Annotated in this window: 16 protein-coding genes; 13 read left to right on the top strand and 3 right to left on the bottom strand. The window is 62.9% G+C overall.

Annotated elements, in window-relative coordinates:
- Window positions 1-55: 55 nt before the first annotated feature.
- From BM438_RS06845 to ftsB, 5 genes are all read left to right on the top strand, one after another.
- Window positions 56-859, top strand: a complete 804-nt coding sequence (locus tag BM438_RS06845) for an alpha/beta fold hydrolase (protein ID WP_093633544.1) — start codon at window positions 56-58, stop codon at window positions 857-859.
- Between the two features lie 152 nt (window positions 860-1011).
- Window positions 1012-2685, top strand: a complete 1674-nt coding sequence (locus BM438_RS06840) for a CTP synthase (protein ID WP_093633543.1) — start codon at window positions 1012-1014, stop codon at window positions 2683-2685.
- Complete coding sequence (gene kdsA / locus BM438_RS06835; protein ID WP_093633542.1) at window positions 2682-3536, top strand: 3-deoxy-8-phosphooctulonate synthase; 855 nt, start codon at window positions 2682-2684, stop codon at window positions 3534-3536. Before BM438_RS06840 ends, kdsA begins: the two co-directional genes overlap by 4 nt.
- A gap of 260 nt (window positions 3537-3796) precedes the next feature.
- The gene (eno, locus tag BM438_RS06830) at window positions 3797-5080 is read left to right on the top strand and encodes a phosphopyruvate hydratase (protein ID WP_054038196.1); all 1284 of its coding nucleotides are present in this window, start codon (window positions 3797-3799) and stop codon (window positions 5078-5080) included.
- Between the two features lie 108 nt (window positions 5081-5188).
- Entirely contained in the window at window positions 5189-5620 is a 432-nt protein-coding gene (ftsB, locus tag BM438_RS06825; RefSeq protein WP_093633541.1) for a cell division protein FtsB, read from the top strand.
- 155 nt (window positions 5621-5775) lie between these two features.
- On the opposite strand, the gene BM438_RS06820 is transcribed toward ftsB, so the two are convergent.
- The 3 genes from BM438_RS06820 to BM438_RS06810 all read right to left on the bottom strand — a co-directional run bounded on the left by BM438_RS06820 (window position 5776) and on the right by BM438_RS06810 (window position 7864).
- Complete coding sequence (locus BM438_RS06820; RefSeq protein WP_093633540.1) at window positions 5776-6156, bottom strand: hypothetical protein; 381 nt, start codon at window positions 6154-6156, stop codon at window positions 5776-5778.
- Window positions 6157-6325: 169 nt separating this feature from the next.
- Window positions 6326-7276 (bottom strand): Hsp33 family molecular chaperone HslO, encoded by a 951-nt coding sequence (gene hslO, locus BM438_RS06815; RefSeq protein WP_093633539.1) that lies wholly within the window; start codon window positions 7274-7276, stop codon window positions 6326-6328.
- A gap of 63 nt (window positions 7277-7339) precedes the next feature.
- Complete coding sequence (locus BM438_RS06810) at window positions 7340-7864, bottom strand: gamma carbonic anhydrase family protein (protein ID WP_093633538.1); 525 nt, start codon at window positions 7862-7864, stop codon at window positions 7340-7342.
- A gap of 319 nt (window positions 7865-8183) precedes the next feature.
- Here BM438_RS06810 and BM438_RS06805 point away from each other — a divergent pair, with 319 nt between their 5' ends.
- The 8 genes from BM438_RS06805 to dapA all read left to right on the top strand — a co-directional run bounded on the left by BM438_RS06805 (window position 8184) and on the right by dapA (window position 15303).
- Window positions 8184-9107, top strand: a complete 924-nt coding sequence (locus BM438_RS06805; RefSeq protein WP_093633656.1) for a ferritin-like domain-containing protein — start codon at window positions 8184-8186, stop codon at window positions 9105-9107.
- 85 nt (window positions 9108-9192) lie between these two features.
- Window positions 9193-10077: an alpha/beta fold hydrolase gene (locus BM438_RS06800; protein ID WP_093633537.1), complete on the top strand. Its 885-nt coding sequence runs from the start codon at window positions 9193-9195 to the stop codon at window positions 10075-10077.
- A gap of 103 nt (window positions 10078-10180) precedes the next feature.
- Window positions 10181-11011, top strand: coding sequence for a 3',5'-nucleoside bisphosphate phosphatase (locus BM438_RS06795; protein WP_093633536.1), 831 nt, complete (start codon window positions 10181-10183; stop codon window positions 11009-11011).
- Between the two features lie 151 nt (window positions 11012-11162).
- Window positions 11163-11798: an L-threonylcarbamoyladenylate synthase gene (locus BM438_RS06790; RefSeq protein WP_054038207.1), complete on the top strand. Its 636-nt coding sequence runs from the start codon at window positions 11163-11165 to the stop codon at window positions 11796-11798.
- Window positions 11799-11845: 47 nt separating this feature from the next.
- Window positions 11846-12508 carry a site-2 protease family protein gene (locus tag BM438_RS06785; RefSeq protein ID WP_093633535.1) on the top strand — a complete coding sequence of 221 codons (663 nt, stop codon included), beginning with the start codon at window positions 11846-11848 and terminating at the stop codon, window positions 12506-12508.
- A 6-nt stretch (window positions 12509-12514) separates the two neighbouring features.
- Entirely contained in the window at window positions 12515-13717 is a 1203-nt protein-coding gene (locus BM438_RS06780; protein ID WP_093633534.1) for a tryptophan--tRNA ligase, read from the top strand.
- A gap of 16 nt (window positions 13718-13733) precedes the next feature.
- Entirely contained in the window at window positions 13734-14345 is a 612-nt protein-coding gene (locus tag BM438_RS06775) for a class I SAM-dependent methyltransferase (RefSeq protein ID WP_093633533.1), read from the top strand.
- Between the two features lie 43 nt (window positions 14346-14388).
- Window positions 14389-15303, top strand: coding sequence for a 4-hydroxy-tetrahydrodipicolinate synthase (gene dapA / locus BM438_RS06770; protein ID WP_093633532.1), 915 nt, complete (start codon window positions 14389-14391; stop codon window positions 15301-15303).
- Window positions 15304-15405 lie beyond the last annotated feature (102 nt).

The raw sequence follows: 15405 nt of genomic DNA, 5'->3' as shown, positions 1-15405 counted from the left end.
GATGAAAAGCCAGGCGCCATTCCGGCGTGCCAAAACAGAACGGAGATAGTCGCAGTTGAAAAACATCATCCACTTCTCGCACGCGAACGGTTTTCCGGCGTCGACCTACCGGACGATCTTCGCCGAACTCGCCGACGACTATGAACTGCGCTCGATCGAGCGCATCGGTCACGACGCGCGTTATCCCGTCACGCAAGACTGGCCGCATCTGGTCGAGCAATTGCTCGACGACATCGGCCGCTCGTACGAGCAGCCGGTGTGGCTGGTCGGCCATTCGCTCGGCGGCTATCTGTCGCTGATGGCCGCGCTGAAAAAGCCGCAGTGGGTGAGGGGCGTGGTGATGCTCGATTCGCCAGTAATCGCGGGCTGGCGCAGCAGCATGCTGCGCGTGTCGCAATGGACCGGACTCGACGAGCGCCTGTCGCCCGCGGCCGCCACCCGCACACGCCGCACGCAGTGGGCGAGCCGGGACGAAGCATGGCGGCATTTCCACTCGAAGCCGGCGTTCGCGCGCTGGGACGAGCGCATGCTGTCCGACTACATCGACTTCGGCATCCCGCAGAGCTCACTCGACGGCGGCCGTTCGCTCGCTTTCGACCGGCGCACTGAGTATCAGATCTACAAGACCTTGCCGCATACGCTCGGCCCCCGGCTTGCGCGCGGCGCCCCGGTGCCGGTGGGCTTCATCGCCGGCACGCGTTCGAAGGAGGTGCGCCAGGCGGGTCTGGACGCCACGCGCCGCGCGACTGGCGGTCATGTGGAATGGATCGAAGGCAGCCATCTGTATCCGATGGAAAAACCACTCGAAACCGCGCGCGCGGTGCAGCGGATGCTGCGCGAACTGGAGCGGGGCGCCTGACCGCACGCCTCGCCGGGGCAAAAAAACGGTGCATGATCGGCGCACGGCAATTGCTGCCGCCGTAGCATCGGTACGTGCAGATGTCGCTCGGATTTTGCTGGGTTGAGACCCTGCTTTACGGTATAATCCGTTTTTCCCGCGAGCATCCAGCGATGACCAAATATGTTTTCGTCACCGGCGGCGTAGTATCTTCCCTCGGCAAGGGTATTGCCGCCGCTTCCCTCGCCGCGATCCTCGAATCGCGCGGTCTTAAAGTCACCCTCCTCAAGCTCGATCCCTACATCAACGTCGACCCCGGCACGATGAGTCCGTTTCAACACGGCGAAGTGTTCGTGACGGAAGATGGAGCGGAGACTGACCTCGACCTTGGCCACTATGAGCGCTTCATCAGCACGAAGATGCGCAAGGCCAACAACTTCACCACAGGCCAGATTTACGAATCGGTGATCCGCAAGGAACGCCGCGGCGACTATCTTGGCAAGACGGTGCAGGTCATTCCGCATATCACGAACGAAATCCAGGCGTTCATCGAACGCGGCGCGGCTTCCGCGACGTGCGGTGAACCGGACGTCGCCATCGTCGAAGTGGGCGGCACCGTGGGCGACATCGAATCGCTGCCGTTCCTCGAGGCCGCGCGTCAGATGAGTCTGCGTATGGGCCGCAACAGCGCGTGCTTCGTGCACCTCACGCTGGTGCCCTGGGTCGCCACCGCCGGCGAGCTGAAAACCAAGCCTACCCAACACAGCGTGCAAAAGCTGCGCGAAATCGGTATTTCGCCGCACGTGCTGCTGTGCCGCGCCGACCGTCGCATTCCGGACGACGAGCGCGCGAAGATCTCGATGTTCTCGAACGTGCCGGAAGACGCGGTGATTTCCGTGTGGGACGCCGACAGCATCTACAAGATCCCGCAAATGCTGCACGACCAGGGTCTGGACGCGATCATCTGCGAAGAGCTCAAGCTCACGCCGAAGCCGGCCGACCTGGCAATGTGGTCCGATCTCGTCGAAAAGCTCGAGAACCCGAAGCACGAAGTCACGATCGGCATGGTCGGCAAGTATGTCGATCTGACCGAGTCGTACAAGTCGCTGATCGAAGCGCTGCGCCATGCGTCGATGCATACGTCGACCAAGGTCAACATCGAGTACATCGATTCGGAAGAGATCGAGACGCAAGGCGTCGAGAGCCTCAAGCATCTGGATGCGGTGCTCGTGCCGGGTGGCTTCGGTCGTCGCGGCACCGAAGGCAAGATCGCTGCGATCCGCTACGCACGCGAAGCGAAGGTGCCGTATCTCGGCATCTGCCTCGGCATGCAACTGGCTGTGATCGAATTCGCCCGCGACGTGGTCGGCCTGAAGGACGCGAACAGCACCGAGTTCGATCAGGAAACCGAAAACCGCGTGGTCGCACTGATCACCGAGTGGTACGACCGCGAAGGCAAGGTCGAGAAGCGCACCGAAGAATCGGATCTGGGCGGCACGATGCGCCTCGGTTCGCAACGCTGCCCGATCAAACCCGGCACGATGGCCGAAGAGATCTATGGCAAGGATGTGAACGAACGCCATCGTCACCGTTATGAAGTCAATAACCGCTTCGTGCCCCAGCTCGAAGCCGGTGGCCTTATCATCAGCGCCCGTACCCCGAGTGAAGATCTGCCGGAAATGATGGAATTGCCGCGCAGCATGCACCCGTGGTTCGTCGGCGTGCAGTTCCACCCGGAATTCACGTCCACGCCGCGTGACGGCCATCCGCTGTTCAAGTCGTTTGTCGAAGCGGCGCTCGCGCATCAGCAGCCGCGCGTGGCGACGGAAGTTGGGGAGAAAGCATGAAACTGGGCGATTTCGAAATCGGGCTCGACAAGCCGTTTTTCCTGATCGCGGGCACCTGTGTCGTCGAATCCGAACAGATGACGATCGACACGGCGGGCCGGCTGAAGGAAATCTGCGCGAAGCTGAACATTCCGTTCATCTACAAATCGTCGTACGACAAGGCCAACCGCAGCAGCGGCAAGTCGTTCCGCGGTCTGGGCATGGACGAAGGTTTGCGCATTCTGTCGGAAGTGAAGCGTCAGCTCGGTTTGCCGGTGCTGACCGACGTGCACGCCGAGCACGAGATCGAGCAGGTTGCGTCGGTGGTCGACGTCCTGCAAACGCCTGCTTTCCTGTGCCGTCAAACGGACTTCATCCACGCTTGCGCGCGTTCGGGCAAACCGGTCAACATCAAGAAAGGCCAGTTTCTCGCACCGCACGACATGAAGAACGTGATCGACAAGGCGCGTGATGCGGCGCGTGAAGCCGGTCTCTCGGAAGACCGCTTCATGGCGTGCGAACGCGGCGTGTCGTTCGGCTATAACAACCTCGTGTCGGACATGCGATCGCTTGCGATCATGCGCGAAACCAACGCGCCAATCGTGTTCGACGCCACCCACTCGGTGCAGTTGCCGGGCGGGCAGGGCACGAGCTCGGGCGGTCAGCGCGAATTCGTGCCGGTGCTGGCGCGCGCCGCGGTTGCCGTCGGCGTCTCGGGTCTCTTCATGGAAACCCATCCGAAGCCTTCGGAAGCCAAGTCGGACGGCCCGAACGCGGTGCCGTTGCATCGCATGGCCGATCTGCTCGAAACGCTGGTGACGCTCGATCAGGCCGTCAAGCGCGCGCCGTTCCTCGAAAGCGATTTCAACTGATTCAGGCGTTCGCGGGGTGTCACGATCGGCGCGCATAATTGGCCCGATCGGCTCAGTTGGCACGCGGCGAATGCACGCAATGGTCGTCGAAAGCATCGGGGTGCAGGCAGTCTGCAGGGGAGACCAGTGCTCTGCATGGGACCAGAGTAGCGCGCTAAAGCGCGAACTCTGGTCGACAGCTAAAGCACTAACTCCGGATCGACACAGGCGTCCGGTGCAGTTTCACAGTAAAGAATTCAACGTCATTTCTTGAGGAAACCATGAGTGCTATCGTAGATATCATCGGTCGAGAGATTCTCGATTCGCGAGGCAACCCCACCGTCGAATGCGACGTGCTGCTCGAGTCGGGCACGATGGGCCGCGCTGCGGTGCCGTCGGGTGCATCGACGGGCTCGCGCGAAGCGATCGAACTGCGCGACGGCGAAGCCGGCCGTTACGGCGGCAAGGGCGTGCTGAAGGCTGTCGAGCACATCAACACCGAAATCTCCGAAGCGATCATGGGCCTCGACGCTTCCGAGCAGGCTTTCCTCGACAAGACCCTTCTGGAACTCGACGGCACGGACAACAAGTCGCGCCTCGGCGCGAACGCGATGCTGGCTGTGTCGATGGCCGTCGCGAAGGCTGCTGCTGAAGAAGCCGGCCTGCCGCTGTACCGCTACTTCGGCGGCTCGGGCGCGATGCAACTGCCGGTGCCGATGATGAACATCGTCAACGGCGGCGCGCACGCGAACAACAGCCTGGACATCCAGGAATTCATGATTGTGCCGGTCAGCCAGCCGACCTTCCGCGAAGCACTGCGCTGCGGCGCTGAAGTGTTTCACGCGCTGAAGAAGATCCTGAGCGACCGCGGCATGAGCACGGCCGTGGGCGACGAAGGCGGTTTCGCACCGAACTTCGGCAGCAACGACGAATGCCTGTCGACCATCCTGCAAGCTATCGAAAAGGCGGGCTACCGCGCCGGTGAAGACGTGCTGCTCGCGCTCGACTGCGCAGCGAGCGAGTTCTACCACGACGGCAAGTACCAGCTGGCGGGCGAAGGCCTGCAACTGTCGTCGACGGAATTCGCTGACTATCTCGCGAACCTCGCCGACAAGTTCCCGATCGTTTCGATCGAAGACGGCATGCACGAAAGCGACTGGGCCGGCTGGAAGATCCTGACCGACAAGCTCGGCAAGAAGGTGCAACTGGTGGGCGACGACCTGTTCGTCACCAACACGCGCATCCTGAAGGAAGGCATCGAGAAGGGCATCGCCAACTCGATCCTGATCAAGATCAACCAGATCGGTACGCTGACGGAAACCTTCGCGGCGATCGAAATGGCGAAGCGCGCCGGCTACACGGCCGTGATCTCGCACCGCTCGGGTGAGACCGAAGATTCGACGATCGCGGATATCGCGGTCGGCCTGAATGCCGGTCAGATCAAGACGGGTTCGCTGTCGCGTTCGGACCGGATCTCGAAGTACAACCAGTTGCTGCGCATCGAAGAAGACCTCGGTGATATCGCCAGCTATCCGGGCAAGTCGGCGTTCTACAATCTGCGCTAAATGGATTGTTCGCTAGCGCTGACCGATGAACCGGTTATCTTTCGTTTCTGATTGACCCCGCCGCCCTGCGTATAGCGCAGGGCGGCGTGTATTTATTGTGCTTACTTCATGCGGCTTGTCACTGCTGTCCTGATCGTTCTGCTGGCGCTCATCCAGTATCCGCTCTGGTGGGGGCATGGCGGCTGGTTGCGCGTGCACGAGTTGCAGCAGCAACTGGCGCAGCAACTGCAGAAGAATGCCGACTCGAAGCTGCGCAATGAGCGTATCGAAGGCGAAGTCCAGGATTTGCAGAACGGCACCGCGGCGGTGGAAGAGCGGGCGCGTTACGAAATGGGCATGGTGAAGGACAGCGAAGTGTTCGTGCAGTTCGTTGCGCCGAACGCGCCGTTGCCGGCTGCGAACACGCCTTCGGTTACCACGTCTACGCGTGGCGTGGTGTCGGCGGCGCCGCTGCATATGGTGCCGAACCCGGAGTCGCGCGCGAAGCCGGATCGCAAGCATGGCGGCAAAGCGTCGGCAGAGAAGAAGCCCGCGCACTGAGCGCAGAAACGAACGAAAACGCGAGCGTAAAAGCGCGTAGAAAGAAAAAAAGCCGCCCGTGGGGCGGCTTTTTTATCGGCATTGGAATAAGAAGAACGGCATACCTCTCAATCGCCGCATCGTTAATGCCTCACTTTAGGCGTGCCAGTTTCGGCTTACCAGCCCCAATACGGCGAGTAGCCTACGCCGACACCCGTACCCCAGCCGTGCCCCCAGCCCCCGCCGTAATAGCTGCCGTACACGCTGACAGGCGGCGAGTAATAACGCGAGTACGCTTGAGCCGCGTTCTCGGCGGCAATGGCCTGATTCTGATCGGAGAGCACCTGACGGTCGATCGCATCATAGCGCTGGCGTTCTTCCGGCGTGAGCGGGCGGGCGGTGCTGGCCATACCCGACTGGTCGGCCGGCAGGCGGCTATAAATCGGCGATGGCCCCGGTGGGTCCATCACGCAACCCGTAAGCGCGGCGCTGCCGGCGATGACTGCCAGCACGGTCAACGAGCGTATGCAATGCTTGAGCGAAGTAGGAATGTTCATTTTTGATCTCCATCGGTCGGATGCCTAAGCAAAACTTGCGCAACGCGCACCGCCCGGGATCCAACTCAACGATCGACGATAACGCGCCGCCCAAGCCCCAAAAAAAGCAGCAGGCGACGCGTCATTTTACTGCCTGTAAAGCACGTTTAACGCGCAGCCGCTGGCCGCTTCAGTGCCGCTGGTCGGCCGCCGGTGTCACGCCTTGTGAGAGCGCATTCGCGACGAAAAGTTGCGCCACATCGACCGGATCGAATTCGTACCTTTGATTACAGAATTCGCAATGAATCTCGACGTGACCACGCTCTTCGATCACTCCGTCCACTTCTTCGCGGCCGAGCATCTTCAGCATCGCGCCGACTTTTTCGCGCGAACAGCTGCATTCGAAGCGCGTCGTGGCCGGTTCGAAATGCTGCACGTTCTCCTGCCAGAACAGACGGCGGAAAATCGTTGCCGGTTCTTCTTTCAGCAGCTCGTCTTGCGACATCGTGCCGCCGAGCGTGCAGACGCGCTCCCACGTGTCCGCATCCAGATCGCCCGGATGCGGGACGATGCCGCCGTCGCCCGGCAGCTTTTGCAGCAGCATGCCGACTGCGCGTTCGGTGTTCGCTGCGAGCCACAGGCGCGTGTCGAGCTGCTCCGAGTGATGCATGTAGTGCTCGAGCACTTCGGACATCGACTTGAGCGGGCCGTCCACACCCGAGAGCGGCACGATACTTTGATACGGCTGCTGGCCGGGCTGCTTGTCGCGCGGGTCGAGCGTGATCACGCAACGGCCATGGCCGCTCGCGTTGACCAGGTCGATCATCGAGGTGGTGTCGTCGATCGTATTGCCTGCTTCGCCGGAGAGCTTGGCGGTGGCGCGCATCGACAGGTCGGAGCTGCATTGCACCACCAGCATCTTGGCCGGGCCGTCGCCGAAAATCTGCATGACAAGCGTGCCGTCGAACTTGAGGTTCGCCGAAAGCAGCGCGCACGCGGCCATCATTTCGCCCAGAATCGTCCGGACGGGCGCAGGATAATCCCGGCGCGTCAGCACTTCCTGCCACGTATTGCGCAGCGAAACGATCTCGCCGCGTACCGGCGCCGCGCTGAACATGAATTTTTGCAACTGGTCGCTCACAACTTTTCCTCGGTCGAATGACGCAGCCTGATGCTGCGCCGTGCGCGCCGCGCGCCCGGCTGACTAGCCGATGCGCACGAGCTGCGCCTTGAAATATTCGCGGCGCTCGGCATAGCTTGCCGTGCCGCGCTGCACATTGGCGATATCCGTCTCGGTCAGTTCGCGCACCACTTTGGCGGGCGCGCCGAGAATCAGCGAATTGTCGGGAAACACTTTGCCTTCAGTGACGATGGCGCCCGCTCCGACCAGACAGTTGCGGCCGATTACCGCTCCATTCAAGACCACGGCCTGAATTCCGATCAACGAGCCCTCCTTGATCGTGCAGCCGTGCAGCATGACCTGGTGGCCGATCGTCACATTCGGCTCGATCGTCAGCGGGAAGCCCGGGTCGGTGTGCAGCACCGCGTTTTCCTGGACGTTGCTGCCGGCGCCGAGGGTGATCGGCTCGTTGTCGCCGCGAAGCGTCGCGCCGAACCAGACGCTTGAGTTTTCCTCGAGCGTCACGTTGCCGATAATGTTCGCCGAATCCGCGACGAACACGCTTTCATGGATGGTCGGGGCTGCTTCGCCAAGCTTGTAAATTGTCACGCTGTCTCCTCTTGATCGGTCGCTACATGCTGTGCGGGCGGGCCGGGGCTGCGAAACCGGTTACGAAGTGGGGCCGTTAAATGAGGCAGCTAAATAGGGCATAAAGCTAAACGCCCAAAAAGCGGTCAAAAGGCCCCCGATGAACCGGGCTGTCCTGCCGGCCCCGCGCCATAGGCACGCGAGATGGTCGAATCGAGTATTGTAAACGGTTGTGTGCTTAGGCCGCTCGGAGGTGCTGCGAGCCGTCAGGCGCCGAGCTTCGGCAACCGTCGCGCCTTTCGTCCTGCCTGTTGCCATTCCCTTTGCCAACCTGGTTGCCATGATTTCCGCTGCTTCGTCTGTTCCGCCCGCTCTGCCGATGTCGACGAATCCTGAGCATTGCCCAAATCGCGCGAACTGCGCGCGCAGCGCGGCGCTGGCCGCATTGCGCGAAATCGATCCGGCAAGCAAGGCAGCCGCAGCACGCGCCTTATATGCAGCGGTGCTCGAAGGCAGCCTCGCATGCTCCGCGGACCTCGAACTCGCGGAGCCGACCGACCTGCCGGGCCGTCCTTCACGTCCGGAACTGGTCGATCCGCGCAAACTGAAGCGCCGCAGCATGCAATCGCCCGAAGGGCGAGCCGTCTTGCTGCACGCGCTGGCGCACATCGAATTCAACGCCATCAACCTCGCGCTCGACGCCGTCTGGCGCTTTGCCGGCATGCCCGCTGCGTTCTACACCGACTGGCTCAAAGTCGCCGCCGAAGAGGCCCATCACCTCTCGCTGCTGGTCGCGCGGCTTGCGGAATTCGGCCATGCCTACGGCGATTTTCCCGCACACGACGGCCTCTGGGACATGTGCGAGCGCACCCGTGCCGACGTGCTGGCGCGCATGGCGCTGGTGCCGCGCACCCTCGAAGCACGCGGTCTCGACGCCTCGCCGCCGATTCGCGCCCGCCTGCAGCAAGCGGGCGACCAGGCGTCCGCAGCGATTCTCGACGTGATCCTGCGCGACGAAATCGGTCATGTGCTGATCGGCAATCGCTGGTTCCGCCATCTGTGCGACGCGGGCGGCCTCGATCCGCACGCCACCTACGCGCGTCTCGCCGATCAGTATCACGCACCGAAATTACGCGGTCCGTTCAATTTCGAGGCGCGTCGCGACGCCGGTTTTGACGAAGCCGAACTGACCGCGCTGGTCGCCCTGGCCGGCCTCGAGGCTGAACAGTCGGCCCCGCCGGCCACTCAGGCCTCGGGTAACTGAAGCCTTTTTCCACAGCCGGACGCCATGCATCGTCCGGCTATCTCGTTATAATCGAACGACCATTCTTTTTTCGGGCGCGCCGTTCATGAATACATCCAGGTCTGAATTCGTCGCCGTGCGCGGCATCCGTCTGCACGTGCGGCGCTGGGGCAATCCGGATGCGCCGATGCTGTTCATGCTGCACGGCTGGATGGACGTGGCGGCATCGTTCCAGTTCGTCGTCGACGCATTGGGCGGCGACTGGCAGGTGATTGCGCCCGATATGCGCGGCTTCGGCCTGTCGGACTGGCCGGTCGCCGAACGCGGCGGCGGCAACTACTGGATTCAGGATTACCTCGGCGACCTGGACGCGTTGCTCGACCACTATGCGCCGACCGGCGAAGTCAATCTGGTCGGCCACAGCATGGGCGCGAATATCGTCTGCCTGTATGCGGGCGTGCGGCCGGAGCGGGTGCGGCGCGTGGTCGATCTGGAGGGCTTCGGTCTCGCGCCGTCGCACTCGGCGCAAGCGCCCAAGCGTCTGCGCAACTGGCTCGATGAGTTGCGCGATCCGCCCCAGTTGAAGCGCTATGCGTCGCTGGACGACGTCGCCGGCCGTCTGATCAAGACCAACCCGCGCCTCGCTCCGCAGCGTGCGGAGTTCCTCGCCCAGCATTGGTCCAAGCCGGACGGAGAAGGGCGCTTCATGCTGCTCGCCGATCCGGCGCACAAACTGCGCGGGCCGACGCTGTACCGCCTCGACGAAGTGATGGCCGTCTGGCGCAAGGTCACGGCGAAAGTGCTGCACGTCGAGGCCGCCAACTCGCCCACGCTCGCCCAGATTGCTGGCGAGATTCCGCTCGACGAGTTCAAGGCGCGCTTCCAGGCTTTTCCGAACTGGCGCGAGAAGATCATCGATGAGGCGGGGCATATGGTGCATCACGACCAGCCCGAGCAGGTAGCCGCGCTGATCGAGGGCTTCTGCGCCTGAACCTTGCAAAAGGGTTTCGGCGCACGGGCCATTATCGCGAGATAGCGCTGCGGCCATTTACTGCGTTGCAGTAAAATGAGTGCAGAACCTTCTCAAGACAAAGATGAACGCCGACCTCCATTGCCACTCCACCGTTTCCGACGGCCAGTTCGCGCCGGCCGATGTTGCGCGCCGCGCGCACGCGGGCGGCGTGACGCTGTGGGCGCTGACCGACCACGACGAACTGGGTGGCCAGCACGAAGCGCGCAGCGCCGCTGAGGCGCTCGGCATGGACTACCTGAGCGGCGTGGAGATTTCGGTTACGTGGGCGTCGCGCACCGTGCACATCGTCGGGCTCGGCATCGATCCGACCAGTTCGATCCTGATCGACGGCCTCGCGCGAACCCGTAACGGCCGCGCCGCGCGCGCCGAAGCGATTGGCGAGCAGTTGGCCACGCTCGGCATCCCCGACGCCTATCAAGGCGCGCTCAAATACGTCTCGAACCCGGACATGATTTCGCGCACGCACTTCGCGCGCTTCATGGTCGAAAACGGCTACGCCAGCTCGACACAGGACGTGTTCACCCGCTATCTCGGTGACGGCAAGCCCGGCTACGTGTCGCATCGCTGGGCGAAACTGGCGGACGCGGTCGGCTGGATTCAGGCGGCCGGCGGCGAGGCGATCATCGCGCACCCGGGGCGCTATGCGTACTCGCCGGTGGAATTCGACGCGTTCTTTGCCGAATTCATCGACCTCGGCGGTAAAGCGATCGAAGTGGTGACAGGCAGCCACACGCCGGATCAGTACCGCGAATACGCGGACGTCGCGCGCCGCTTTGGCTTCGAAGCTTCGCGCGGTTCCGACTTCCATGCACCCGGCGAAGGCCGTGTCGATCTCGGCACGCTGCCGCCGCTGCCTGCCGATCTCAAGCCCGTCTGGGAACGCTGGCTGTGATCGCGCGCCGTGCCGCGGCGGCACGATATGCGCGACTGTCCCCGTCCGAGGGGCGGGCTTTCGCCCGATCTTCCGCCCGGCTTTCCGTCTGCTTTCTCGGCCGCTTTTTCGCCCGTAGCCACGCCGTCACCCGCAGCCACCGTTAGTCAAAATGTCCCAATACTTTCGGCTTCATCCGGATAACCCGCAGCCACGCCTCGTCAAACAGGCCGTGCAGATCATCAATGACGGCGGCGTCGTCGCGTTGCCGACGGATTCGAGCTACGCGCTCGCCTGCCACCTCGACGACAAGGACGCAGTCGAGCGCCTGCGGCGGATTCGCGGACTCGACGAGAAGGCCCTGTTGTCGCTGCTGGTGCGCGATCTCTCGGAGCTGTCGAACTTCGCGATGGTCGACAACCGCCAGTACCGCCTGATCAAGTCGGTCACGCCGGGCCCGTACGTGTTTGTGTTGCAGGCCACCAAAGAAGTGCCGCGCCGCCTGTCGCACCCGTCGCGCAAGACCATCGGCCTGCGGGTGCCGGAGCACGCGATCACGCTGGCCATCCTTGAAGAACTCGGCCAGCCGCTGCTCGGCTCCACACTGATCATGCCGGGCGAAACCCAGCCGCTGAACGACCCGGAAGAAATCCGCGAACGGCTCGAGAAACAGTTGGACCTGGTGATCGACGGCGGCCCGTGTGTGTGCGAGCCATCCACCGTGATCGATCTGACCGGCGCCGAACCGGTGCTGGTGCGGGCAGGGCGCGGTTCTCTCGCGCCCTTCGGTCTCGAAGAGACGGCATGAGTGAAAGCGGACAGACGCACGCAATCGCGTTGTTACAATAGCGAGTTATGGATTCTTCCCTGATACAGACCATTGCGGTTTACGCGTTGCCGGTGATTTTCGCGATCACGCTGCATGAAGCCGCGCATGGCTACGTCGCGCGCTGGCTCGGCGACAACACCGCGTACGTGCTCGGCCGCGTCTCCGTCAATCCGATGCGGCACATCGATCCGCTCGGCACGATCGCGATTCCCTTGCTGTTGTACTTCGCGACCAGCGGCGCGTTCATGTTCGGTTATGCGAAGCCCGTGCCGGTCGCTTTCGGCAATCTGCGCAATCCGCGCTGGGGCAGCCTGTGGGTCGCGGCCGCCGGACCGGGCTGCAATTTCGTGCAGGCGCTCGTGTGGGGCCTGATCGGCGTTGCACTTGCCGTGGGTGGGGTTGATGAGCCTTTCTTCACGCGCATGGCGGCAGCCGGCGTCGGCGTGAACCTCGTGCTCGGCGTGCTCAACCTGTTTCCGCTGCCCCCGCTCGACGGCGGCCGCGTGCTGATGGCGCTGTTGCCGCCGCGGCAATCGATCGCGTTGTCGCGCCTCGAACCGTACGGCTTTTTCATCGTGATGGCGCTCGTCATGACGGGCACGCTCACGCGCTATTGGCTGAGCCCGCTCGTCACGCTCGGCTACGGTGCGATTACCGCAATTCTGACTCCACTTGTTTCGCTTTTCTAAATAACCATGTTCCCAGACCGTATCTTCTCCGGCATGCGGCCCACCGGGTCGCTGCACCTCGGCCACTATCACGGCGTGCTGAAAAACTGGGTGCGGCTGCAGTCCGAGTACCCGTGTTTCTTCTGTGTGGTCGATTGGCACGCTCTGACGACGCACTACGAAACGCCCGAAGTGATCGAAAAGAACGTGTGGGACGTGCTGATCGACTGGCTCGCGTCGGGTATCGATCCGGCGCAGGCTACGCTGTTCATCCAGAGCAAGGTGCCCGAACATGCGGAACTGGCGCTGCTGCTTGGCATGAGCACGCCGCTCGGCTGGCTTGAACGCGTGCCGACCTATAAGGAGCAGCAGGAAAAGCTGAAGGACAAGGACCTGTCCACCTACGGTTTCCTCGGCTATCCGGTGCTGATGGCGGCAGACATTCTGCTGTACCGCGGCTCGCTCGTGCCGGTTGGCGAAGACCAGGTGCCGCACGTTGAAATGACGCGTGAAATCGCGCGCCGCTTTAACTATCTGTACGGCCGCGAACCGGGCTTCGAAGAGAAGGCGAATGAAGCCGCGAAGAAGCTGGGCGGCAAGCGCGCCAAGCTTTATCACGAGTTGCGCAACGCCTATCAGCAGGAAGGCGACGACGAAGCGCTCGAGCAGGCGCGGGCGATGCTGCAGGAATCGCAGAGCCTGTCGATGAGCGATCGCGAGCGTCTGTTCGGCTACCTCGAAGGCTCGCGCAAGATCATTCTGGTCGAACCGCAGGCTATGCTGACCGAAGCGTCGCGCATGCCGGGTCTGGACGGCCAGAAGATGTCGAAGTCGTACGGCAACACGATCGGCCTGCGCGAAGACGCGGAAACGATCACGAAGAAGGTCCGCACCATGCCGACCGATCCGGCACGCGTACGCCGCACCGATCCGGGCGATCCGGACAAGTGCCCGGTGTGGCAGCTGCATCAGGTGTATACGGACGAAGCCACCCACGAGTGGGTGCAGAAGGGTTGCCGAAGCGCGGGTATCGGTTGCCTCGAGTGCAAGCAGCCGGTGATCGAAGGCATTCTGCGCGAGCAGCAGCCGATGCTCGAGCGCGCGCAGAAGTACATGGACGATCCGTCGCTGTTGCGCGCAATCGTCGCCGACGGCTGCGACAAGGCCCGCAAGTTCGCCACGGAAACGATGCGCGACGTGCGTGAGGCAATGGGCCTGTCGTACAACTGAGCGCGGCGCTGAAGCGATGAGCACTTCAGTTGCCACGTCGGACGGTCCCTCGCACGGAAACGGCGAACCGTCGCGCTGGGTGCGCCACTGGGCGCATCTGGTCGCGCCGGGCGGCGCGGTGCTCGACGTGGCGTCGGGGGCCGGGCGGCATGCGCGCTTCTTTGCATCGCTGGGCCATCCGGTGACCGCGCTCGACCGCGATGCGGCCGCGCTGGACCTGATGTGCGACGATCCGCGCATTACCACGCTCGCGGCCGACATCGAAGGCGCCGCATGGCCCTTGCCTGCCGACGCGAAATTCGCCGCGATCGTGGTCACGAACTACTTGCACCGGCCGCTGTTTCCTCAGCTGTTGAGTTCGCTCGCGCCCGGCGGCGTACTGGTTTACGAGACCTTCGCGCAAGGCAACGAAAGGGTCGGCAAACCGTCTAATCCGGCGTTTTTGCTTGCGCCGGGCGAGCTGCTCGAGGTGGTGCGCGGCCACCTTCGCGTGGTCGCATTTCAAGACGGATTTCTCGCGCAGCCGCGCCCGGCCTACGTCCAGCGGATATGCGCAATTATGGAGGCGGATCGCTCAGCCGAGCGTGCAGATGCGGCACCCCCGCGTTGTTACGAGCTGGCTGGCTAATCCGCTACAATCGCGGTTTACCTGATCAAATTCATGGCGTTTCATGACTAACGGCAATCAAAGCAGCACTGGCGGCGTTCAGATTCGCGGCAGCATCCCTGCCATCATTACTCCGATGCTCGAAGACGGCGGCCTTGATCTGCCGGCGTTTCGCAAACTGATCGACTGGCATATCGCAGAGGGCACGAACGCACTGGTCGTGGTCGGCACGAGCGGCGAGTCGGCCACGCTGTCGGTCGAAGAACACGTGCTGATGGTCAAAACCGCAGTCGAGCACACAGCGGGCCGGATTCCGGTGATCGCGGGCTCGGGCGGCAATTCCACCACTGAAGCCATCGAGCTCACGCAGCAGGCGAAAGACGTCGGCGCGGACGCTACGCTGCAGGTCGTGCCGTACTACAACAAGCCGACCCAGGAAGGCATCTATCGCCACTTCGCGAAGATCGCCGAAACCGTCGATCTGCCGGTGATCCTGTACAACGTGCCGGGCCGCACGGTCGCGGACATGAGCAACGAAACGATTCTGCGTTGCGCGCAGGTGCCGGGCATCATCGGTGTGAAGGAAGCGACCGGCAATATCGATCGCGCCGCGCACCTGATCAAGTCGGCGCCGGCCCATTTCGGCATCTACAGCGGTGACGATCCCACGGCGATCGCGCTGATGCTGCTTGGCGGCCACGGTAATATTTCGGTCACCGCGAACGTCGCGCCGCGCGCCATGAGCGATCTGTGCAAAGCTGCGCTTGCCGCGGACGCGAAGACCGCCCGCGAGATTCATCTGAAACTCCTGTCGCTGCATAAGAACCTGTTCATCGAGTCGAATCCGATTCCGGCGAAATGGGCGTTGCAGCAACTGGGTCGTGTGCAGGGCGGAATTCGCCTGCCGCTCACACCGCTCGACGCGCAATACCACGAAGTGGTGCGCGGCGCGCTGCGCGAAGCGGGTCTGCTGGGTTAAGCGGGCTCAAACCCGCGCCCCCAGCGCTCAAGAAAGCCTGCCACCGGCATTCCCTTAAACCGACGTCGATCCAGCCCACGTTCCCGGCACACAGAACCAGGC

Source organism: Paraburkholderia aspalathi, assembly GCF_900116445.1.
Lineage (GTDB): Bacteria > Pseudomonadota > Gammaproteobacteria > Burkholderiales > Burkholderiaceae > Paraburkholderia > Paraburkholderia aspalathi.
This window is presented reverse-complemented; position numbering and strand designations above follow the sequence as displayed.

Excerpts from the sequence above, each read along its gene's own strand:
- BM438_RS06780 (WP_093633534.1), top strand. The coding sequence starts at position 12,515 with ATGTTCCCAGACCGTATCTTCTCCGGCATGCGGCCCACCGGGTCGCTG.
- BM438_RS06800 (WP_093633537.1), top strand. The coding sequence starts at position 9,193 with ATGAATACATCCAGGTCTGAATTCGTCGCCGTGCGCGGCATCCGTCTG.
- BM438_RS06785 (WP_093633535.1), top strand. The coding sequence starts at position 11,846 with ATGGATTCTTCCCTGATACAGACCATTGCGGTTTACGCGTTGCCGGTG.
- BM438_RS06795 (WP_093633536.1), top strand. The coding sequence starts at position 10,181 with ATGAACGCCGACCTCCATTGCCACTCCACCGTTTCCGACGGCCAGTTC.
- dapA (WP_093633532.1), top strand. The coding sequence starts at position 14,389 with ATGACTAACGGCAATCAAAGCAGCACTGGCGGCGTTCAGATTCGCGGC.
- BM438_RS06790 (WP_054038207.1), top strand. The coding sequence starts at position 11,163 with ATGTCCCAATACTTTCGGCTTCATCCGGATAACCCGCAGCCACGCCTC.
- BM438_RS06775 (WP_093633533.1), top strand. The coding sequence starts at position 13,734 with ATGAGCACTTCAGTTGCCACGTCGGACGGTCCCTCGCACGGAAACGGC.
- BM438_RS06840 (WP_093633543.1), top strand. The coding sequence starts at position 1,012 with ATGACCAAATATGTTTTCGTCACCGGCGGCGTAGTATCTTCCCTCGGC.
- BM438_RS06805 (WP_093633656.1), top strand. The coding sequence starts at position 8,184 with ATGATTTCCGCTGCTTCGTCTGTTCCGCCCGCTCTGCCGATGTCGACG.
- kdsA (WP_093633542.1), top strand. The coding sequence starts at position 2,682 with ATGAAACTGGGCGATTTCGAAATCGGGCTCGACAAGCCGTTTTTCCTG.
- eno (WP_054038196.1), top strand. The coding sequence starts at position 3,797 with ATGAGTGCTATCGTAGATATCATCGGTCGAGAGATTCTCGATTCGCGA.
- ftsB (WP_093633541.1), top strand. The coding sequence starts at position 5,189 with ATGCGGCTTGTCACTGCTGTCCTGATCGTTCTGCTGGCGCTCATCCAG.
- BM438_RS06820 (WP_093633540.1), bottom strand. The coding sequence starts at position 6,156 with ATGAACATTCCTACTTCGCTCAAGCATTGCATACGCTCGTTGACCGTG.